The organism is Bradyrhizobium sp. BLXBL-01 (genome assembly GCF_051853025.1).
Lineage (GTDB): Bacteria > Pseudomonadota > Alphaproteobacteria > Rhizobiales > Xanthobacteraceae > Bradyrhizobium.
In genome coordinates this window covers 7141512-7162379 of the sequence record NZ_CP182471.1, presented here as the reverse complement: position 1 = coordinate 7162379, position 20868 = coordinate 7141512, and the positions used below count along the sequence as shown (strand labels likewise).

22 protein-coding genes are annotated in these 20868 nt (G+C 59.7%); 14 read left to right on the top strand and 8 right to left on the bottom strand.

Translation table 11 applies throughout. From position 1 onward, the window contains the following. Positions 1–82: 82 nt before the first annotated feature. The 3 genes from ACNJYA_RS33100 (at position 83) to ACNJYA_RS33090 (ending at position 2582) form a co-directional block, all read left to right on the top strand. Positions 83–505, top strand: a complete 423-nt coding sequence (locus ACNJYA_RS33100; protein WP_212259233.1) for a hypothetical protein — start codon at positions 83–85, stop codon at positions 503–505. Between the two features lie 502 nt (positions 506–1007). After that, on the top strand, positions 1008–1592 hold the full coding sequence (locus ACNJYA_RS33095) for a hypothetical protein (RefSeq protein WP_246571837.1): 585 nt from the start codon (positions 1008–1010) through the stop codon (positions 1590–1592). 144 nt (positions 1593–1736) lie between these two features. Beyond that, positions 1737–2582: a response regulator transcription factor gene (locus tag ACNJYA_RS33090; protein ID WP_271502419.1), complete on the top strand. Its 846-nt coding sequence runs from the start codon at positions 1737–1739 to the stop codon at positions 2580–2582. Here ACNJYA_RS33090 and ACNJYA_RS33085 read toward each other — a convergent pair. The 5 genes from ACNJYA_RS33085 to ACNJYA_RS33065 all read right to left on the bottom strand — a co-directional run bounded on the left by ACNJYA_RS33085 (position 2579) and on the right by ACNJYA_RS33065 (position 9577). Beyond that, complete coding sequence (locus ACNJYA_RS33085) at positions 2579–4051, bottom strand: HlyD family type I secretion periplasmic adaptor subunit (RefSeq protein WP_439401454.1); 1473 nt, start codon at positions 4049–4051, stop codon at positions 2579–2581. The two genes, ACNJYA_RS33090 and ACNJYA_RS33085, sit on opposite strands and share 4 nt — an antisense overlap. Beyond that, the gene (locus ACNJYA_RS33080; protein WP_439401453.1) at positions 4048–5784 is read right to left on the bottom strand and encodes a type I secretion system permease/ATPase; all 1737 of its coding nucleotides are present in this window, start codon (positions 5782–5784) and stop codon (positions 4048–4050) included. The genes ACNJYA_RS33085 and ACNJYA_RS33080 overlap by 4 nt, the downstream gene beginning before the upstream one ends. Before the next feature lie 141 nt (positions 5785–5925). Then, positions 5926–6384: a hypothetical protein gene (locus ACNJYA_RS33075; RefSeq protein ID WP_439401452.1), complete on the bottom strand. Its 459-nt coding sequence runs from the start codon at positions 6382–6384 to the stop codon at positions 5926–5928. A 251-nt stretch (positions 6385–6635) separates the two neighbouring features. Beyond that, positions 6636–7940 (bottom strand): hypothetical protein, encoded by a 1305-nt coding sequence (locus ACNJYA_RS33070; RefSeq protein WP_439401451.1) that lies wholly within the window; start codon positions 7938–7940, stop codon positions 6636–6638. A gap of 746 nt (positions 7941–8686) precedes the next feature. Then, on the bottom strand, positions 8687–9577 hold the full coding sequence (locus tag ACNJYA_RS33065) for a LysR substrate-binding domain-containing protein (protein WP_439401450.1): 891 nt from the start codon (positions 9575–9577) through the stop codon (positions 8687–8689). Positions 9578–9673: 96 nt separating this feature from the next. On the opposite strand from ACNJYA_RS33065, the gene ACNJYA_RS33060 reads away from it, so the two are divergent. The 4 genes from ACNJYA_RS33060 to ACNJYA_RS33045 all read left to right on the top strand — a co-directional run bounded on the left by ACNJYA_RS33060 (position 9674) and on the right by ACNJYA_RS33045 (position 13342). Then, on the top strand, positions 9674–10981 hold the full coding sequence (locus tag ACNJYA_RS33060; protein WP_439401449.1) for an epoxide hydrolase family protein: 1308 nt from the start codon (positions 9674–9676) through the stop codon (positions 10979–10981). Positions 10982–11084: 103 nt separating this feature from the next. Then, entirely contained in the window at positions 11085–11900 is an 816-nt protein-coding gene (locus ACNJYA_RS33055) for an enoyl-CoA hydratase/isomerase family protein (protein WP_439401448.1), read from the top strand. Positions 11901–11966: 66 nt separating this feature from the next. Next, the gene (locus ACNJYA_RS33050) at positions 11967–12563 is read left to right on the top strand and encodes a DUF6130 family protein (RefSeq protein WP_439401447.1); all 597 of its coding nucleotides are present in this window, start codon (positions 11967–11969) and stop codon (positions 12561–12563) included. Between the two features lie 17 nt (positions 12564–12580). Then, positions 12581–13342, top strand: coding sequence for an SDR family oxidoreductase (locus ACNJYA_RS33045; RefSeq protein WP_439401446.1), 762 nt, complete (start codon positions 12581–12583; stop codon positions 13340–13342). Positions 13343–13571: 229 nt separating this feature from the next. On the opposite strand, the gene ACNJYA_RS33040 is transcribed toward ACNJYA_RS33045, so the two are convergent. Together ACNJYA_RS33040 and ACNJYA_RS33035 are read right to left on the bottom strand one after the other, a co-directional pair. Further along, entirely contained in the window at positions 13572–14771 is a 1200-nt protein-coding gene (locus ACNJYA_RS33040) for a tyrosine-type recombinase/integrase (RefSeq protein ID WP_439401445.1), read from the bottom strand. Between the two features lie 241 nt (positions 14772–15012). Then, positions 15013–15399, bottom strand: a complete 387-nt coding sequence (locus ACNJYA_RS33035; RefSeq protein ID WP_439401444.1) for a winged helix-turn-helix domain-containing protein — start codon at positions 15397–15399, stop codon at positions 15013–15015. Positions 15400–15696: 297 nt separating this feature from the next. Between ACNJYA_RS33035 and ACNJYA_RS33030 the strand changes: the two genes are divergently transcribed. From ACNJYA_RS33030 to ACNJYA_RS33000, 7 genes are all read left to right on the top strand, one after another. Then, a complete protein-coding gene (locus ACNJYA_RS33030; protein WP_439401443.1) occupies positions 15697–16206 on the top strand; it encodes a hypothetical protein in 510 nt (169 codons plus the stop codon). A 9-nt stretch (positions 16207–16215) separates the two neighbouring features. Continuing rightward, positions 16216–16728, top strand: coding sequence for a hypothetical protein (locus ACNJYA_RS33025; RefSeq protein WP_439401442.1), 513 nt, complete (start codon positions 16216–16218; stop codon positions 16726–16728). Between the two features lie 131 nt (positions 16729–16859). Then, positions 16860–17039, top strand: coding sequence for a ribbon-helix-helix protein, CopG family (locus ACNJYA_RS33020; protein WP_439401441.1), 180 nt, complete (start codon positions 16860–16862; stop codon positions 17037–17039). A 71-nt stretch (positions 17040–17110) separates the two neighbouring features. Further along, the gene (locus ACNJYA_RS33015; RefSeq protein ID WP_439401440.1) at positions 17111–18046 is read left to right on the top strand and encodes a hypothetical protein; all 936 of its coding nucleotides are present in this window, start codon (positions 17111–17113) and stop codon (positions 18044–18046) included. Positions 18047–18649: 603 nt separating this feature from the next. Further along, positions 18650–18841 (top strand): hypothetical protein, encoded by a 192-nt coding sequence (locus tag ACNJYA_RS33010; protein ID WP_439401439.1) that lies wholly within the window; start codon positions 18650–18652, stop codon positions 18839–18841. Continuing rightward, positions 18841–19224 carry a hypothetical protein gene (locus ACNJYA_RS33005; RefSeq protein WP_439401438.1) on the top strand — a complete coding sequence of 128 codons (384 nt, stop codon included), beginning with the start codon at positions 18841–18843 and terminating at the stop codon, positions 19222–19224. Before ACNJYA_RS33010 ends, ACNJYA_RS33005 begins: the two co-directional genes overlap by 1 nt. Before the next feature lie 12 nt (positions 19225–19236). Next, positions 19237–19524 carry a hypothetical protein gene (locus ACNJYA_RS33000; RefSeq protein ID WP_439401437.1) on the top strand — a complete coding sequence of 96 codons (288 nt, stop codon included), beginning with the start codon at positions 19237–19239 and terminating at the stop codon, positions 19522–19524. Positions 19525–19900: 376 nt separating this feature from the next. On the opposite strand, the gene ACNJYA_RS32995 is transcribed toward ACNJYA_RS33000, so the two are convergent. After that, the gene (locus ACNJYA_RS32995) at positions 19901–20593 is read right to left on the bottom strand and encodes a recombinase family protein (protein WP_439401436.1); all 693 of its coding nucleotides are present in this window, start codon (positions 20591–20593) and stop codon (positions 19901–19903) included. Positions 20594–20868: the final 275 nt, after the last annotated feature.

The following is a 20868-nucleotide window of genomic DNA, read 5'->3' as shown; positions in this document are numbered from 1 at the left end:
CGAAGGCACCGAAGCAAAGTACGGTGGGCGTTTCCCGGGAGGGATCTTCTGGCGCTGATTGGTCCAGAGCGGGGGCGGGGGCGTGAATTTCCAGGTTACGGTTTTGAAGATCCTGGTGAGCTATCCGGACGGCTTTGCCGTCATGGAAGACCTCAAGCGCGACATGGCCATCCTGGCGACCAGTGGCCGCGATTGGGCCGACCGGACGAGGCGTCTCGCCAGCCGGGTGCCGGACCTCGACATCTTTTCGCAAGGCCTGGTCGAGCGCATCAGCGGTGGCTGGAGACTCACCTCCAAGGGGCGAGACGTCTTGGAGTTCATGGAAGCCCGCCCGGCACCAAGCGAGCCAAGCCTCGCGTCCGTGGTCAATGAGACGTCCCCACCGGTGTTCGAGCGTGCTCCCGTTTCCCCGCTGCCGCAGCCAGCTGACCGTGCCAAGCGGCGGCGCGAGCGCCGAGAGCGCCGCCGCGAAGCCCTCGAACGGGCGAGGGCGAACGCGTCCTGAAGCGGGATTGAGGTCCGCACCGAACATCTCTGCTCGTGCCAAGACAACAGCAGCAGTTTTGGAATGCTCTCCAGTGCCACCACGCTACTTGACGAAATCGATACTCCGGCACTTCCAGTCATCGAGCGGAAATTCAAACGATAAGAAACCTCATCGGGCACGGCAGCCTTAACTCGCTTCGCTTCTAATGTGTGTCGCTGGCTCTCCTACTGAAGCTCGCCGCAACAGTCCGTCGTCGCTTCCGCTGCGCTCCAGCTATGCCGGACACCGCGCTTCGCCCTTCGGGCCTCTGCGTGGCTGTGCCACGCGCCGGTGATCGGCAGCTTTTGGTGGTGCAAGGCGGACGTTCGAACACGCAAGTTGCAGAGAGGTCCAAGAGCGGACCAAATCGCGCCGCTGCGCGCTTAATGGGCGTTTAACGCTTTTGCGCAACAGATGGATCACCAGCGCGGAATTAGTCCTAGTTACGAGTGCGAGCCGAGCTCCCAGGGAGGGGAATCGGATGGGACTGCTTTTTGTTGGAGTGCTGGCAGGAGTCCTGATCGGCTTTGGCTGGTTCGCGCCTTCCCGAGGGTATTTCCTTGGGTGTGCGTCACGACCCTGTTTCGACCGGGTTGCGGTCGCCCGATCCCCGCAGCCAACGCCGACGGCACTGGCGCCGGATCCCGTGATCGTCAAACCGAATTCTGCAACTCCGGGAAGGTCCGGCAAGAAATCATCACCAAAGAAGAGCGGATCGGTCGACCTCGCCAAAGCGGCGTCACTGCGGACGAGGACCAGCGTCCCAGCATCCGAACGGCCCGCGGAAGACTCAGATCCTGTCCTAGAAAAGGCGAAGGTCACCATCGCGACGAAGATGGAGGATCCAGGATCGGCCGAATTCACCGAAATGAAGCGCACGATGCGAAAGAACACGCTCGGACGCCCCGTGGATACGATTTGCGGGCGTGTGAAAGGAGGAAGCGCATCAGGGGGCGAGACCGCAGAGAGACCGTTTCTTTATCTCGTGAAGGAGGATGAAGCATATGTCGTCGACGGCAAGTCGGGGTCGGCGGCGTCAACGGCCTATAGAAATATCTGCAATTAGGGAATGCGTCGGCTGCGGCAGCGCGCGGTCCGCGCCGAAATGAATTTGAGCGGAAAGAATTTCCACCCAGGCGCCAGTTAAACCGCAGTGGACAAGGCACTGGCAGCGGCACTGCGCCGCTCTCGTGATGATCATTCAGGATGAATGCAGCAGCAGGGGACAAGCAATAGGGAATGGGAATATCGCGGAAGCTCTTTTTATCTCGAGGAAATCATGGACGACATAACAAACTCCTCAAAGCGGCTCGATGGGTCACTTCACTTGCCGGTTCTGGTGCTCGTCGAACCGCTCCTGTTGCCTCGCACATGTATTCTGAACGTCCTCAGGCGGGAATTGGCGGAATTCGAGATCCTCGACATGGCAACGGTCGAAAGCCTGGACTGCACATCAACCCGCGATGTTCGTCTGGTGGTGCTGAGTATCGCAGACAAGCCCATCGACGATCCCTCGGTTGAGGGAAGTCTCGCCTTCGTTGCGGAGTGTTGTCCCAACGCCGCCGTTGCAATTCTGTCAAACCATGACGACGAGCCGACCGTGCAGGCCGCGATGCAGCGGGGTGTGCGCGGCTTTCTTTCTACCTCGCTGCCGATCGAGATTGCCATAGCTGGCCTGCGCCTTGTCCTTGTCGGCGGCGTCTACAGGCCGTTGCCCGTCGCCGGGATGAACAGGATATCGGATTTCGAGCCGCCAGATGCGCGCGGGCTTGCGCGCGCATCTCTTGTGAACGAGGGAGCCGGAGTGACTATCGAAAGGAGCGTGCCGGATCTCACGCCTCGTGAGCAACAGGTTCTGGCGGAATTGGCGCTCGGCCTGCCCAACAAGCTGATCGCCGCCAAATTGAACCTGTCGGAAAGCACAGTCAAAATGCACATCCAGCATATCATGAGGAAATGTGCTGCGCACAATCGGACGGAAGCCGTGCTGCGCTGGCGCGGCCGGTTGCCGTCGCAGGGGCACGACCCCGGCGCAAGTCCGATGCAGGAGACTTAGTCCTCTCTGAATGCATTACGGAAGCAGTCGAGCAGGGGCCTGAGCGCGTAGAGAGCCACGGTACCGCGCCCTGTCGTGATGAACACTTGAACCGGCATGCCGGGGACGATCTGGATGTCGTTTGCGACGATCTGCGCGTCATCGATCCGGATTTTGGTCGCGTAGTATGGCTGGTCCGTGCGCTTGTCGAGGAGTCGGTCTGCGGACACGTGCACGACAGTTCCGATCAGGCGAGGCACGCGACGCTGATTGTACGGTAAGAGGTGAACCTCGGCATTGAGGCCGGCATGAACCACATCGATATCCTCGGGCCTTAGGCGCGCGGTCACGATGAGACGGTCTTGCCGGGGTACCAGGTCCATGAGCGGAGCGCCCGCTCCGATGACGCCGCCGGCTGTATGAATCCGCAAATCGGTTACCACGCCGTCCTCTGGCGCCTTGACCTCTGTTCGCGATAGCTGGTCCCTGGCCGCAAACAACCGCTCGCGGAGCTGGAATATCTGGTTCTGTGCTTCACGAAGCGACTGTGCGATCTCGTTCTGCCTGTCGCTCTCGAGCTTGAACAATGTGGCCTGCTGTTCGCTGATGACTTGCGCGGCGCGGGAAATCTGCGCGGCGATCTCGCCGCGGCGGCCCTCAACGTCGGCCAGCTCCCGCTGCAGGTTCAGAAGTCGCGGCCGCCGTTCGAGACCCTTGTTGACGAGTGTCGTGACCATATCCAGTTCCTCCCGGACGATGCCGATCCGCTGCCCGGTGGCGCTCTCCTGCGCCGTGAGACCTTCGATCTCCTTTTCGACTTGACGCCTTCGTTCGCGAATGACTGCAAGCTGCGACTCGTGGACCTGCAGGCGTGCCTGAAAAATGAACTGCTGCGCCGACAGTGCAGCGGCGGCCACTCCGCTCTGCCTGCTGTCCTGTTCCAGCGCGTCCGGAATTGCGATCCTCTCGAATCTCTGCTGCTCGGCCTGAAGCCGAGCGGCACGAGCAGCTGCATCCCACAATTGGCCTTGAAGGCTCTGCACCTCCGAGCTCGCCCGGGTGTCCTCCAGCGCGATCAGCGTTTGGCCGCTGCGCACGATGTCGCCATCCGAAACCAGGATCTTGCTGACGATACCGCCTTCCAGATGCTGGATCGTCTTGCGACTCGATTCCGATTCCACGACGCCGGACGCGATCGCGGCGCTTTCGAGAGGCGCGAGGCTCGCCCATGTACCAAGCCCCAGCATGAAGCAGAGCACCAGCAGATTGCCCGCGACGGTGATAGCGCGAAGCCTTCCGCGTGGCGAGGTCGGCGTAGGCGTCGAGCACCATGGAAATTCCAGAGGCTCGAAATCGTCGATTGCGGTTACCACGACGCCAGATCGTCGGGTCGGCGTGGGGCGCGACGGCCCTCGTACGAACCGGTCCCAGATCATGGGAAGTCTGGCGACGGCAGGATGCTTCCAGATGGTGAGAGAATTCCAGATCATGGCGCAACCTGTGAAGTAACCTGGGGTCGGCTCAGGTGCCGTTCAAAGATGTCCTCGCTGTCGCCGAACGCGGCGACCGCACCGTCTTCCATGATGGCAATCTTGTCCGTGGCGGCGAGGAGACCCATCCTGTGAGTGACGACGACAAGGATGACGCCCGCGAGCTTCATGCGCTCGATGGCATCCAGGAGCATTCGCTCGCCCCCGTAGTCGAGGCTGGCGTTGGGTTCGTCGAGAACGATGAGGCGTGGACTGCCGAAAAATGCGCGGGCAAGACCGAGGCGCTGCCGATACCCGCGTGAGAAGATGGTTTCACTGTGAACCACCGTGTCGTAACCCTGCGGCAGGCGCATGATCGCCCCATGGATTCCGGCGAGCTTGGCCGCTTCGACGACCTTTTGCCGGTCCGCATCTTCAAGGCGTGCGATGATGTCGTTGATGGTGTCGCCGATCAGATTGATGTCCTGGGGGAGATATCCGAGGCCGTCGCCGTTTCGGGTCTCGCGAAGCAGCGAGACGTCGGTATTGTCGAGGAGAACACGGCCATGCGTCGGCATCGACAGCCCCGCGATCACCTGGCCGAGCAAGGACTTGCCTGACCCGGACGGACCGATAATGCCAAGGCATTCTCCGGGCATGAGGCTGAAGGAGACGCCGTTCAGCAGAAGATGATCGGTCCCGGCAAGCCACACGCCCACATTGTCGACGACGAGGCCAGTTCGCGCCAGCGGCGGGAAAACCCCCGCGCTCTCCTGCCGGGTGACGGGGAATGCGGCGAGAAGCGCGCCGAGCCGCTGACAGGCGCTCACGGCCGTCACGAGTGATTTCCAGCCTGCGACCGCACTTTCGACCGGTGCGAGCGCCCGGCTGAACATCAGCGTAGAAGCAAAGATGATTGCCGGACTTTTGCCGTGATCGAGGACGAGCCACGCGGCAGCCCCCATGATCAAGACCTGCGACAGCGCGCGAACCGGCTTGGCGACCAGAGAAACGATCTCGCCTCGCCGGAGCGCCACATCGTGCTCTCTGCGCGCGTGCTGCGCGTCACGGTGGATCATGCGCGCGGCGCTATCGAACATTCCCATGGCGCGGATCATGTGGATGTTGCCCGCGGCAGTCTGAAGGCGACCGTAGCTTCTGGAGAGCGCGGCGCCGGACCTGAGCAAAACGTCTTCCGTGACCAGCTCTCCGGCGACCGTGAGTGCGAACAGGAAGGCGACGCAGCAGGCGCCCACCACGCCAAGCAGGGGATGGATCAGAACGAGGACAAGGAGGAACAAGGGCGCCCAGAGCGCGTCGAACAGCATCGTACATGAGCCGGACTCGACGAACTGGCGCAGCACGGTGAGGTCCCGATATGCGCCCGACGCTTGCGTCCAATCGCTGCGAAACGCCGATTCGAGGCCGGCCGAAAGCACGCAGGGACGAAGGCGATCGTCGAGCCAGGCACCGAGGCGTCCAAGGACGGCGCGCCGCAATGCATCGAACACGCCGCCGACGACCACGGTGATCGCGACTATGAGCGTGAGCAGGAGCAACGTGTCGCCGCTCCGGCTCGACAACACCCGGTCGTAGATCTGAAGAAGATAGATGGAGGGCGCAAACAGTAGCAGATTGTAGCTGCAGCTATATGCGAATACGAGACCTAGCGGTCCCACGCAGGACCGGAGGGCCGTGTGCAGTGGCGTCCGGATCTGCGGCAGGATCGGCAACCGAATGGGCGGCATCAGCATGATCGTCACCGCCTGAAATCGAGGCCCGTCGCACTTGACTGATGGTCAACGCAATCCGGCAACCGCATCGGTAGATCTTTGGCGCGAAATCCGGGACCGGCGGCCGCGGCAGCCGATCCCGCCAGTCGGACGAGCGGCTCGTCAGAGCGTGTCGAGATGGAAGGTCACTCCGCCACCCCATGCGAAGTTGCCGTCTCCGCCATCGCCGCCGATGCCGGCGACCACTTCCTGGTGCTGGTCCACCGCGACCTTGTTGATCTGGGTGGCATCCGTATTGGCGTAGACCTTGGAGGTATCGTAGCCGCTGTAGGACTTCTGGCTGCCGTTCGACTCGGCGTCTCCGCCATGAGCCTTGGAGAACACCGAGGCCTTGGCGTTGGCGCCGCCGGCATCCCAATCCGCCGTCTGCTTGACGTGATCGCCGGTGCTCACGTGCACGTCGGCGCCTTCCGCCTTGTTGGTCGGATCGTAGTTGACAGTCGGCTTGCTGATGATGGCTCCCTTGAACGTACCGTCGCCGCCATTTCCGGCACTTTGACCACCGGTGTCGATCGATTTGACCTTGATCGTATCCGAGATGTTGATTGCCTTTGGCATCATTTGAGGCCTCCGTCGTTTTGTTGGCTGTCGTGCAACATCCATCCCGATCAGGCGGACGCGCACGGCAAGTCTGATCCGCCCGTGCGCGAGAGCGATAGATGTCAAATCGAACATCATCCGGTTTGGTGGGCCTACCTACGAAAGTACGACATTTCGTCAGGGGAGGGCGCCTCTGCGCCGGCTTTGCATGCGGCGAGTGGCGAGGCCGCGTGCCGCGATGCGATCGGCCATGAGAGCGATGCGACGTTTCGCTATGCCACCAGGTGAAGATCCGACAACAGATGCGCGGCATCGCCACCTGGCGCGAGGTTGCCGTAGCCGCCGTCCCCGCCAACGCCGGCGATCTGGGTCGCACTCTGGTCGATGTGCACGTTGTTGACCTGATCGGCCACCGCCGTCGAATGTGGACCTGCGATTGCTATGTTGATGGGTGCATAGATCGCGACGCTGACGTCGACCAGACTGCCCGCGAAATAGCCGTTGCCGCCATTGCCTGCGCTGTTCGAACCGGTCGCGATCGTATCGGACCCGCCCCACAGATGATGGGAGAGAAGGCTTGCATGGCCGCCCGCTGCGGCGTTGTCGTTGCCGCCGTGCCCGCCAATGCCGGCGATCTGAACCGCGGATTGATCCACGGAGACATCGTTTATCTGGACCGCGTAAGCGCTGGAGCCATAGCCCGCGATGGCGATGTTGATCGGGTTGTACACGACGAACGAGGTATGGACGAGTTCCCCGTAGAACATGCCGTCACCGCCATTGCCGGCCTGGCCTCCGCCCGTTTGAACGTCAAAGACGCTCGATCCCCAGCTGGGGTCGAGCGTGATGACGCTGCCGCCGGCGGCCACATTGCCATGTCCGCCACTTCCGCCGACGCCCGCGATCTGCGTGGCCGATTGGTCGATGTCGACCGTGTTCGACTGACTTGCATGTGCAGTGCCGCCCGAGCTCGCCAACGCGATATTGATCGGATGATAGATCACCACGGGAGCGTCCACGATCGCACCCGAGAAATGGCCGCTGCCGCCGTTTCCGGCGCTGTTGTCGCCACTCGCAATCACGCCGGAGCCTGAAAACGTACCGATGCTCCCACCCGCTGCAATGTTGTCATTGCCGCCATGGCCGCCGACGCCGGCCATTTGAAAAGCGGATTGATCGACATTCAAATCGTTGGACTGGTTGGCCAGGGCGACCGAGCCGTATCCCGCGCTGATCGAAATGTTGATCGGTTCGTAGATCAAAAGGGACGCGTGAATGATACCTCCGTAAAAATGGCCATCCCCGCCGTTCCCTGCCGTGTTCGCCCCACTCTCGACCGAAGCAATGCTCTTCTCGGGAAAGGATGCGCCGGCAGCAGGCTTCGTGGACGAAACATCCAGGCCCGCTGCGGCATGGTTGCCGGCGTGGCTGCCCATCTCGCCCCCCGATGGGGGATGTTTGGACTGAACCGGGTCGGAGTCTTTATGCTGGGTATGCGCGCTCGCGGCGTATGCTCCAGGACCGGCAAACGGGCCGGGACGATGGACCAGGGCGCCACCGCCGACCGCGTCAGCCATGAACGGAGCTCTGGGTGCGGGGCCCAATTCGCCCGCGCCATCGTACCCATCGTGGTGATGAGAGGCGTGATGCAGCCGGATTGCATCCGACATCCGCGTAAAATCCATCGTAGCCTCCCTCATCGCGATCGCTCCGCGCGATCGGACGGGTTCTGCACTCCGGAGAGAATGTCGTCCCGGGAAGGTCGAATGCCCAGCCGTCAGTTCGGATATAGCGCTCGTCTGGCAGCCGCAACATCGGCTACATCCGTTCGGGTGCGGTTACAGCCTTGCATCAATTCCCCCGGTCCCCGCACTCATCTCGCCTGCGGCCAAAATGAATCCGGCGCATTGCCGGATTTGAACCGTATTGCGACCTGGGTCGCGGCCAAAGCTCGTGTCGCCCGCTTCAGCGGAAGTGGAGTGCTTGCCGCGGCCCGGCAAAGTGATCGATTTATTGGTGGGCCCGGCAGGACTCGAACCTGCAACCAGACCGTTATGAGCGTAGTGAATATCTGGAAAATCTGAGCATTTTCAATAAAGCTCGTGCATTCTCGCGCACGTTCGTGCGCGTTTGTTCACGGGGTTTCTGTGGGATTTCTGGTGGGCGGTTTTGCTCTTCTGAGGCTTGCGTCCCCATTGATCATGGCGGCTTTCGGGTGAAGACTCGAAGTCATGCGCCGACAGAAACGACGCGATTGACCCGAAGCCGCCGTCGCTTCTGGGGTGCCGTCGCATTCGTAGGTCGCGCCTAGTGGCGTCACCCTTCAGGATTGATCTGGCCGAACATGTAGTAATGCCGTTTGGATAAAGCTTTCCACTTTCGGCAGCGCATAGTGACGACTAGGATAGACGAAGTAGCAAGTTCCGGGCTGATGCTTTGGATGCCAATGGGGCAAGACACGAACGAGCTTTCCCGCTTTTGCCGCATCCCGACTAAGGAAATCTGGCAACCAAGCTATACCCTCTCCGAGCGTGATCATTGTCGTTATTAGCTCAACGTCATCGGCGCGAACACGTCCCTTCATCGAAAGCTCGAAGTCTGACTTCCCGTTCGTCAGCAGTAGAGATCCCTTTTGAAATGGATGGGTCACGAACGCTGCATTCGCCAGTTCGCGCGGATGCGTAGGCTCGCCGAGCCTCTTCATATATTTGGGTGAGGACCACAGGTCTGCCTTAACCTCGGTGAAGCGGCGAGCGACGAGCGACGAGTCTTGCAACGTCCTGCCAAAACGTATGGCTACGTCGATACCTTCTCCCACCAAGTCGACAACCCGGTTTGTGAGCGTGAGGTCGACTGACACTTCCGAAAACTTCGTGACGTAAGCCTGGACGATTCGCGGCAGGACGCTGTGCCCCATATCAGCCGGCGCCGTGACCCTCAGAAGGCCCGATGGCTTGCCTTTGGCCGATTGAAGCGCCGCTTCACCCAATTCGACTTCACGAACAGCGTTCGAACAGTGACGAAAGTAGGCTTCACCTGCTTCCGTTAAATGCAACTTGCGCGTGGTGCGCTGGATCAATCGGACGCCGAGGCGCTTTTCCAGCGCAGCCATCTTTGCGCTGACAGTAGTCTTGGGCATGTCCAACCGTTTCGCCGCGACCGAAAAACTACCGGCTTCCACAACCTTCACGAACACCGCAACCGCGTCCAGCATTATCCAACCCGCTGCACAGTGAATTCCGATTTTGCCATCTACTGCATAGCTTGGGTAGCTCCAAATTAGGTGACATCTGACCGGGAGAAGCCGTCAATGAGCGAGAATTCTACCAATCACACGCGCCGCACCATGCTTGCTAGTGCAGCCGCCGGCATCGGGCTGGCGGCGCTGAGCACATTCAACATTTCGGAGGCAAAGCCGGTGGCCGCATCTGATTCAATTCGCCCCTTCCATGTCAATATTCCGCAGAGAGTCATCGAAAACATGCGGCGGCGTATCGCTGATACCCAGTGGCCGGAGAAGGAGACCGTCTCGGATCAGTCGCAGGGCGTTCCGCTCGCAGCGATGCAAAAACTCGCCCACTATTGGGCAACTGGCTACGACTGGCGCAAGGTCGAAGCTCGATTGGCCAAATATCCGCAGTTCATCACTGAGATCGATGGCCTCGACATCCATTTCATCCACGTGCGCTCAAAGCATCCCGGCGCACTTCCGCTCATTATTAATCACGGATGGCCTGGCTCGATCGTCGAACAACTGAAGCTTATCGAGCCGCTCACCGATCCTACGGCGTATGGCGGCGAAGCCTCAGATGCTTTCCACGTGGTGATCCCCTCCATGCCGGGTTACGGATTCTCGGGCAAACCCACAAGCACCGGCTGGGGGCCGGAACGGATGGGCCGGGCGTGGGACGTTCTCATGAAGCGTCTCGGATATTTCCGTTATGTCGCGCAGGGCGGCGATTGGGGCGCATTCGTTGTCGACCAGATGGGTTTGCAGGCACCGGATGGCCTGCTCGCGATCCACACCAACATGCCAGCCGTAGTGCCGAACGACATCAACGATGCACTCTCTCGCGGAGATGTAGCGCCTGCTGGTCTTTCGACTGATGAAAAGCGAGCTTGCGAGCAACTCGCGAGAACGTTCAAGCAGGTGGAATATGCGAGGATGATGGCTGCTCGTCCGCAGACACTCTACGGGATCGCGGACTCCCCGGTCGGCCTGGCCGCTTGGCTCCTCGATCACAACGACGCAGATGGCCAGCCAGCCGCGGCCTTCTATGCAGCACTTGAGCGCATCAAGAGCGCGAATGGCGAACTAACGCGAGACGAGATCCTCGATAACATCACACTGTATTGGGTGACGAATACTGGGGTCTCAGCATCCCGACTTTACTGGGAGTACAAGGGAGGCTTCTTCAACGCGAAAGGGATTTCCATTCCTGTCGCCGTGACGGTTTTTCCCAGCGAACAGTACGAGGCGCCGCGAAGCTGGACCGAGAAGGCCTACCCGAAACTGATTTATTACCACAAGGTCGACAAAGGTGGACACTTCGCGGCTTGGGAACAGCCGGCGCTCTTTTCCTCCGAGCTCCGGGCAGCGTTCCGTTCCTTGCGTTGATTGGCATGGCTAAACGACGGCCGTGATGCCGCGCCGTCGATCACCGCGCTTGTTCTCAAATCGCCGCCAACTCGAGTGGCCTCACACCTTACAGGAGATTGAAATGAATTTCGAAACCGTCAAAGTCCAACGCGAAGGCGCCGTTCTCTTTGCGGAAATCTCCGCTCCGCCCATGAACTTATTGGGCCCAGACCTCTACCGCGATCTAAACTCGCTCATTCACGCGGCGGAGGCCGATAGGGCGATCCGGGTTCTTGTCTTTCGCTCGACTGATCCCGACTACTTCATCTCGCACGTCGATGTGACGCGAATAAAGGAGCTCCGGGAAGTTGTCCAGATCAGCGGGGGCAAGTCCTCGCCCGCGCTGCTCTTTCATCAGTTGAGTCAGAGTCGGCTCATCACAATTGCTGAGATCGCCGGCCGCGTTCGTGGCGTGGGCAGCGAGTTTGTGCTGGCGCTCGATATGCGCTTCGCCGCCCGGGGGAAGGGGATCTTTGGTCAGTTTGAATCCGCTTTCGATGTGATTCCCGGAGGCGGCGCCGCACAGCATCTTACAAGGCTTATGGGGCGTGCTCGCGCCCTTGAGGTCATGCTGAGCGTTGAGGACTACGACGCTGACCTCGCGGAACGTTATGGCTGGATCAATCGTGCATTGCCTGCCAACGAGCTAGGCACCTTCGTCAAGGCCTTAGCACATCGCATCGCGGCTCTTCCGGCTGCTGGCCAAAGGACCATCAAAGATCGAGTCAACGATATCGCGCTGCCACCCGCTGACGAACTGCGACGCGACGCGGAGCTTTTCATCGAAGGTCTTCGCAGTCCAGACGCGCAGCACCGCCTTGCGGCTGCCCTGGCGAAAGGCTTCCAAACGAGGGAAGCAGAGATGGACCTGCCGAGAATGCTGAGTGACTTGGCCTAACGAAGCCCCGGCAAGCCGCGAAACTACAATTCAAATTTCTGCCCCGCAATTCAGAGGAGGGTCGTCATGACCAACCAAACGAATCCGACGCGCCGCGCCGTCCTTTCTTCCTCCGCGGCGGTCGGAGTTGCGGCCGCTATCTCTCAATCCGTCGTCGCCAAAGCCTTTGCACAAGAAAATGCCATGCTTCGCATCAAGAGTCTCACTGTAGTGGCCTTTGCGGCTGTCGCTGTGCTCGCCACCGCTGCATTTGCCCAGAGCGCGAAGGAGGTTCGCGGCGCTTCACCCTACGTTGCCGTCGATAACGAACCAACGCCCAGGCTGATCGTCGACCCTCCGCTCCCCGAGGGGCTGGCGATCGGCGTCTTCTGGGCGCAATACCGAGTGGAGAACCTCCGCATCGTCCAGGTTTTTGGGAAGGGCGCACGCGAGGTGTCACCCCGTATCGGGCATCTACACGTCACCGTTGACGATCTGCCGTGGTGGTGGGCGGACGCGAGCGACAACAACACCGTCGACATCGCCGGGCTGCCGCCCGGCCCGCACAAGGTGACGATCTCGCTCGTCGATGCCGACCATAACGTCTTCCCAGGTCAGGTGAAGACGCTGCCATTCATCGTCCCGGAGCACGCCGGGATGAGTCACGGCACCCACGCCCACTGAACCATAGGAGAACGCAAATGCTTCACGGAAAAACGGCGCTGATCACCGGCGGCACTTCGGGCATTGGTCTCGCTACGGCCAAGCTCTTACACGTCAACGGCGCAAAAGTGGCGATCACGGGCCGCAAGCCGCAGGAACTCGATGGAGCGCGCGAGATCATCGGCACGGACGTGCTCACATTGCAGACCGACGTGCTGTCCCGCGACGAGCTAAGTAGGATGGCGTCTGACGTGCACCGCGCTTTCGGCGCGCTCGACATTTTCTTCGCTAACGCCGGTGTGGCTTATGTCACGCCGCTGAGGATGACCGACGAGGCGCAGTACGACCGCCTGATGGATACCAATGTGAGGTCGGTGTTCTTTTCGGTTCAGGCTGTCGAACCAATCATGCGTGAGGGCGGATCGATCATCGTGACGACGGCTTGGCTGAACCAAGTCGGCGTGCCCGGGCGCGCTGTACTTTCGGCTTCAAAGGCGGCCGTGCGCTCGTTCGCGCGAACCTTGTCGGCGGAACTGCTACATCGGCGCATTCGCGTGAATGCGATCAGTCCGGGACTCATCGACACTCCTATCCTTCGGGGAGTGGGACAATCTGAACATCCCGGACAGACTGACGAGCAGTTCCGTGATTATCTCGCAGGCGCGAGCGCCATGATTCCTATTGGGCGCCTTGGGAGCGCCGACGAAATTGCCAGCGCCGTTCTGTTCCTCGCTAGCGATGCGTCGAGTTACATGCTTGGCTCGGAACTGGTCGTCGATGGCGGCTTCGCCGAACTCTAATGTTGCCAATGGGGTTTGCTTTAAGAATGTCTCCTTTCCGGCAGAGCGGCACTCAGCTCGATAAGCATTCGATCTTGCTTTGGTGGGCCCGGCAGGACTCGAACCTGCAACCAGACCGTTATGAGCGCACGGGTCGAACACTAAGTAGATGATTTTTCGTCGTTCTTTGTAACGTCGATTCACGAAAATCTGCGTTTGTTCACGGTCAACCGGTCCACCGGCGGTCCACCTAGCTGGCTTTTCGAACAGAAGGTGTACCGACTTTAGCGGCGGACTCCACGCGACTCTTCTGTGTGATCGCAAAGGCTGCGCCGCGCATGTAGTCGGGATGATGGTGGCCATAGGTGTCGATCAGAACCTTCACCGACATGCCGAGGAATCCAGCCGCCTCCCAGGGGTCGGCACCGCGCTGCATAAGCCACGTCGCGGCCGTGTGGCGGAGCGTGTGCGGCGTCACGTTGCCGTCTGTCAGATCGAGGTTGGCAACGTTCACAGCGCGGGCGAAGGCGTTCTTCACCGACTTAACCGGCTGGCCGTGCCACTCGACGAAGCAGTTTGCGATGATCTTCTTCCGCTCCCAGCGCCGCATGTGTGCAAGCAGTCGCGGCGGAAGAGGGGCCGGTGGCTGCCGCTTGTTCGTGGCACGCTTACCGATCTTGAGTCGGTAGAAAATCCCCGCGTTCAGATCGACGAACGCGCGGCCATGTTCGCGGCGCGGCGAGGCTGCTGCAATGGCAGCTGCGCGGGTGCCGGTGTAGAGACCGATAAGAATGAACCGGGCAAGGTGACGAAGGGTATACTTCGTCGTTTGGACCTTTTCCCCCTTGTGTCGCCCGCGGTGAATTGTCTGCACCTCGCGGTGCCGCCAACAAGCCCAAAGCAGCCGAGCAGCTTCGCTCCGGTCGAGCCATCGGTCTCGTGGCGCACCTTTGGGGGGAAGCTTAACCTTGATGACCGCGTGATGCAGGTTCTGGTCGGCATGATGATTGATGGCGGCTCGCAGGTTTTCCAGATCACGACGTGCGCCACCCTGGTTGCCGCGCTTCTTGACGAACTTCCTCGTCAGCGACTCCTGCATCTCGCCCAGCATGTAGAGCCCGAAGAAATCATTCAGTCGGTTGATCGAAGAATCGAATCGCCGCTGCTGTACTTCCTCCTCAAATCCATCCCTGCGATCCGCGTGATAGATCGCAAGCACATCAGCGATAGGAATAAGGTCAACGTCCCGGAGCTTGCGCTCCGGGGCATGCTTTAACGCAATATAGTTCGCTAGGAACTCTTCGGCTTCTTTTGGAGGACGATGTTCAAACGATTTCGCAACGCATCCTGTGGCGATACGCTTCGACCCGTCCTTGACAACCCAATGGGCTTGACGTCCTGCTTGAGCAGGTTTCTTCCAGAGGCGGGGTCCTTTACCGGCGTTCGACATAGTTTTCTCATTTCAGCAATGTTGGTCAGTGTAGTGAACTGCTTACCGGCGATCGTCTCATAAGCGAGACGACCGCGAGCGATTTCACGACGGAGCCCCGAAACCGTGATGCTGCCGTCGGGAAAAGCCAGGCGAGCGGCTACTTCCAGTCTCAATGGTGTGTCCGCCCTAATCAGGCCGACGTCGCTGCAGAGGACGTCAACCGGACTGGGTGGTGAAACCTTCACGGCACCAGCATTCATCAAGCCGCCCTTGGGAATCCGACAGGACCATAAAAGCCCGCTCGATACTTGAGGGTCCAGCCACCCTGCCTCAGTTCGAATTCCGACGGCTGGATAACTTTCAAGTATCCTGCCTTCTGCAATTTCTTCAACGAATGCCTTACCGCGCCGATGGAAAGGTGGCTGTTCTTGCAGATTTCGGAAAGAGACATTGAAGCTACATCAACCCGTCCATCGTGCATCTTGTCCACCAAGATCAAAGCTACCCTCAGGTCATTTTCGTTCAGGCCCGGAGCCACTTTGACTTCCGCCAGCAATGCATTCAGCGCTCTATGGAAGTTGCTTTCAGTAGGATCTTCGGAGAGGCACCTTGGATCGAGAGAAAATACTGGCGGACGTGAGTACATTCAGATCTCCTGCTGCGTGGATGTTTGCCTCTATTAGCATTAAATATCCAGTAATGCAAGCAACTGCTAATAGATCCGTCTGCTGGCTTAAGTTGACAGGTTCGTTTTCATCGTGGTATTTGCATGCGAACTATTAATGCAATCGGACTGCAAAAAATGCCGCGCGGAAGGCCAAAGCCCAATATCAGCAATGAAGGTCTTGCGCGTTGGGTCAGATCGATCTTGAGCAGGAAGGGGTGGACGGGCACCGAACTCGCGCGCCGCTCCGGTCTCGCTCCTTCAACTCTCTTGAGAGCGTTGAACAATGCTGACCATCCATTTGTGTTTTCAGCCGCAACGCTGAAGAAAATCGCTGACGCAGCGGGCGAACCCATTCCTGCCGATCTTGCTCAAGCATTTGGACAAAAAGCAACGGACGATCGGCCTCGTGTAATCACCGTGCGAAATGTCTCCTCTCTTCCGGAGTCGCTTCGATCAGCAGCAAACACAGGCAAGCCAGAATCCGTGATTGTCCCCGCGAACTGGCAAGAGGATGAGACGCTGTTCGCCTTTCGGAACCCGGACGGCAAGCTCGGAAATTGGTTTCCTCCTCGAATGCTAATGTTCGCGACCAAAGCTCGCGATCCGATGCGAGGCGACCTAGTGATGGTGACGGAAAAGGGCGGGTGGACAAGAGTGCGGCTCCTGCTCGGGATCAGTGAGGAGGGACTGAGTCTTTCCAGGACAATGCCTGAGAAGGAGGACGAGAAGATCGCTTTCGATGACATCGCAGACATCGCTGTTATCGTGGAAGCTCTCAGGGATTGAGGAGCCATGATGACCTTCGCAGTCTCCGGCGACTTACAGTGGTTCAGCCGATCGCAGTACGATGGCGGCAAGACCGAGAGGAAGCTCTTCGATCGGAACGGCTATTGTGCAATCTACTTTGCCGGCAAGGACCGGGCGCTACGACTCGGCTGGACCGGTAGAGACCCCCGCAGGATCGGGGAGCCTGCTCGGATCATTGCTTGGTGTGCAAACGACCAATTCGCGAAGCGCGTTGTCAACGAGGTGTCGCAGCTTCTGAACTCTCGCTTGGTTTCCGGCCGCTATGACGTGCCGGTCCACCTTGCCGAGCAGGCAATCTGTGTCGCGGCGAACAACGTTGGCGTTCAGATCACGAGCCACGAAGCGATGATGCAGCATGTGAAAGCGATCAGGCATCAACGCTTAGAAGAGGAACTCAGCAGGGCCGAAGCAGAATTTCGCAATGCAGAGCTTGAGAGGAAGCTGAAGAAGCTTCAGAGCGCTTCGCCAGCCTCACCAGAGGACGACTATGCAAATTTTTGACGCCGCCCTGAAGTTGTGCTAGGAGGAAGCATCATCGCAGTTTTTGATCAGAGGCCCCGCCCCAGCGGGGCTTTGTCGTGTCCACACCCACGCCTCGGCATCCCGCCGGGGCGTTTTGCTTTGGAGGAACCATGAGTAACCGACTCTTTTACGACCCCGAATATCGACGCCCGTACATCGGCGTCAGGCTGCCAGCCCAGCAACTGGCTGATCTGGATCGAGCGCGCATCGAACTACGCTTGTCGAGATCAGAGTTCTTGCGGCGTGCCATCGCGGCGCAGCTGCAACAGCTTCGTGCCGTCTCGAAGTAACCACCAAAGGAAAAGCCCCCGGCGCGCCAACGCCAAGGGGCTTAAAGCAGTTCAACAATTACAAGATCACCATGACACAAACGGCCAGCAAAGACAAACATTCCAACGACAACTTCCGCTCGGTCTCGCCCGTTCAAGAGTTGCGCTTTCTTGACGCCATGATGGCGGACTCTGAGTTGCCAATGACAGCAAGGGTTGTCGGATATCAGTTGGTCAGGTGGACCTGTGGCGATAAGTCCCATCGGTTCAACGGATATGCCTGGGCCCGTCGTGACACGCTCGCCGATTGGATCGGGCGCGATTCAGAAACGACCATCACGACCGCTACCAATGCGTTGAAGGCTCGGGGCTGGATCATCGTAAAGCGCCGCCCGAACACCTCAAGTCTGATTCGACCGAACTGGGATCGGGGAGCGCAACAGCAAGAGACACCGGAAGACCAGAAAACTGTATTTCCGGAAGACCAGAAAACTGTACATCCGGAAGACCAGAAAACTGGTCCCTATAGTGCTGATCATTATAGCGCCGATCTGGATAGCGCTCTCATTCCCGGCCGCTCCGCTCCGGGTATGCGTGCGAGCGTTGAGGGTGATAGCGCCTGCGGCGCAGACCGGTCGGATTTCCGGCAGACCAGCGAGGAAGCCAAGCAAACGCTGGAGGAGATCAAACAAGCATGGCCGGCACCGTCAAAGGACGCCGAACACCAGCCACGCCACGACTCTGACAAGGGCGCATCGGTCCACTATTATCGCCTTTTGAAGTCAGGCGTCCCTGCCCATCGCATCAAGCAGGCCGCGCTGCACTTTCTGAAGAGCAAAAAGGAAGATCGACACTGGTCCCGTAGCCTCGCCAGCTTCCTGACCGGCCATCTGCATGACTATCTCGATCCGGATCAGCCAGACCTGTACATCCCGCCGGATGGGGAGCCTTTAGCTACGAACGACAACCGGCTGCCCCTAGAGCGGAAGGCCAGCGGGATCGATTGGGAGAACGATCCTCCGTTCTGACCCCGACAGAGTTTCCGCCTGTTCATATTGAGCCGGCGAGGACTTGACGTGGGCGTGTACCTTCCAACGGCCCGTAGCGGGGCCGTACAGAAGGTTATCGGACAGAACGGCTGCGACCAGCCGCCATCACTCAGAGCGCACCACGAGCCACGCAAGGGGCGTTGAGGCGCGATCGCATGGGAGGCGTTGCGAACATGGCAAACATGCCAGAGCAGACTCGACAGTTCGCTTTCCACCGCTCGTTACACCCGCTGAAGACGGGAAGCGGATGAGTTCGCCGACTCGCGCCTACGTAAGCCATAAAAGACCGAGTTAAATTGTCATTTTCAGACGAAATGCACCGAAACCCTATAAAACAAGACATTTCCTCGCATTCTCAAATTCCCTGAAACTCTCTCATATAAGTTCGAAGCCCATCACCATCTAAGGCAGGGCTTGACGCATTCTGCTTTTCATGCGAGTATGTGGGCAAGCTACCAAGACGCCGTCAAGCTGATCACGCTGACGGCGTTTTTGATTCTTATCCCCTCACTTCAACCTACGTCCACCGGACCGCGTCTCTCGCGGTGCCGGCGATTACTGCTGTCTTCAGGAAAGTTCCACATGATTGATCTTGATCAGGCTCGGCTTGAGCCTACCCAAACGATCGGCGTCGTGCTGCCTCGGTCGCTCGCTCACGCAATCGAACAACGCGCGAAAGCTGAACTGCTCGCCAAGTCGAGTTGGATGCGCCGCGTCCTTTTGGCTGAACTGAACAAGGATGCCGGTCTGGCATCAGAGCCGGAGTCAGCGTGATGTCAGATCACCTCGAGTCCCTGATTTTGACGGAAGCGCGCCGGCAGAATCTGCGGCCAAATGCAGATGCAGTCCGGCAAGCGGCCATCGATTTGGCCGGAGCCAGTCTGACCCCGCAGAACCTGATCCACTTGCCCGGCAAGGGATCGATCTCACCGGCTGACTACATCCGCAGCTTGCGCGACCAGATGCCCGAAGGTTTCGGCAGCATCGACAGTGAGAGCCCATCCGCGAAGCCGTCTGACTCGCTTACCGAGCGCTACAAAGCGGAGATCGCCGCGAGCCGGAAGCAGTCCCGCATCACTGAAGCCGATCTAGCCCGATATACCGGGCTCACTCGCAAGTACATGGAAGAGCGGTACCGTGCTGCTCAAGGAAAGTAAGGAACAACAGAAATGAAACGACCTGGAATTATAGCACGGCAGCACGCCGCGCGGCTGAAGGGGGAACAATATGCAGTCGGAGAAGGCGTCAGGGCCGCTCGCGGCGCAGCCCTGAAGATGTTCGATCTCCGCCGCCAAAAGGCCGAGGTTGACCAGCGAGTGGAGAAGGCACGGCTTCGGCTGGAGAGCGTTGACGTCTTCGCGCTGCGTACCGAGCTAGAAGCGGCACTAGCCGAACAGGCCGATGTCGACTCGAAGCTGGCCGAACTACAGGGTAGCAACGTCTTGATGGCAGGCTGAAACCGGATAGAACGGCGGTAGCGGCTTCACTCTCGTCGGGCCGCCGTTCTCTGGGAGGCGCGACGGTGATTATGAGACGACCTGTAGGACTGCTCGCCACGCTGGCCTCGGCTCTCACCGTTGCGCCTCTCGTTCTCCTCTCGCTTCCAACACCCGCAATGGCTGAGAGCGCGTATCCGACGTCGACTCGCGACGGCCGGGAACGCATCCAGCGCGCCGGCACCTGTCCAACTGGTTACGTCGGTAAAGGGGACAAATGCGAAGCCCTACACGCCGACACGCCTCGCGCCTTTCCGGTGATCCCAGGCAAGGCGTGCCCATCAGGCACGTTCCGCAGCGGCGATGCCTGCAAGGCGTTCCGATGATATTCAGCCGGCTACGGAAGCCGCTCAAGCACTCTTGAGACCTGCACTGCGGACCACTGGCCATTTCCGCGGCTGGTCGGGATGCCTTTTTCATTCAATCCGTCGGCTATAGCGCGCAAGCTGGTTTTGCCGGCCGCTTGAAGCTCTCGGATGACTGGCGCGATGTCTGCCGCCCTTGCCGCAGAACGCACCTGTAGAGCTTTCCTGGATGCTTCCTGCATCTTGGTGTCGGGAACAACGCCACGATTGCCGCCTAGCGTCTTGCCGCGCCGCTTGGCCGCCGCCAGTGCCGCCTTGGTGCGAGCAGAGATCATGCCAGCCTCAAGCTCCGCAACGGCAACCATCTGCTGAAGAAGGAAGCGGCCGGTGGCACCCTCGATCACAGGCAGGTCGGCGAACCGAACATCAACACCAGCCTCTAGCAGCCGCGACAGGAAGGCCACGGAGCGCGTGAGGCGATCAACCTTGGACACCACCAGGGCGGCGCGATGTAGCCGGGCTGCGGCCAGTGCTTGCTCAAGTGCCGGCCGGTCAGACCGCTTGCCTGACTCCACCTCAGTGAACTCGGCAACGATCGACCAGTCGCCTCCGTTGAGGTAGGTCGCCACTGCCGCGCGCTGGGCTTCGATGCCCAGACCAGACTTGCCCTGCTTGCCGGTGGAGACACGGTAGTAAGTTACGAACTTTCCGTTGTGCTGGGCCATGCTGCGCTCTGTTACAAATGCCTCAACGTCCGTTGACGTATGTGTAACGGCCCAAAACTCCCCGTCAATCGAAATCTTCAGTCCTCACTTAGATGGGCTGGGCTGATGGTCCCGCTCGCGAAACGCTCAGCGCGCTCGCATCATCCAGCAATCCCAGGCATCGCCGGCCAGGAACATCCCTGCCAGTTCGTGCTCCGGTCTGTTCGCGGTCGCCTCTTGCACCTCGGGCAAGGCGAAGACGTCCCCAGCACCCAATCGAGGGCACGGGAGAAATG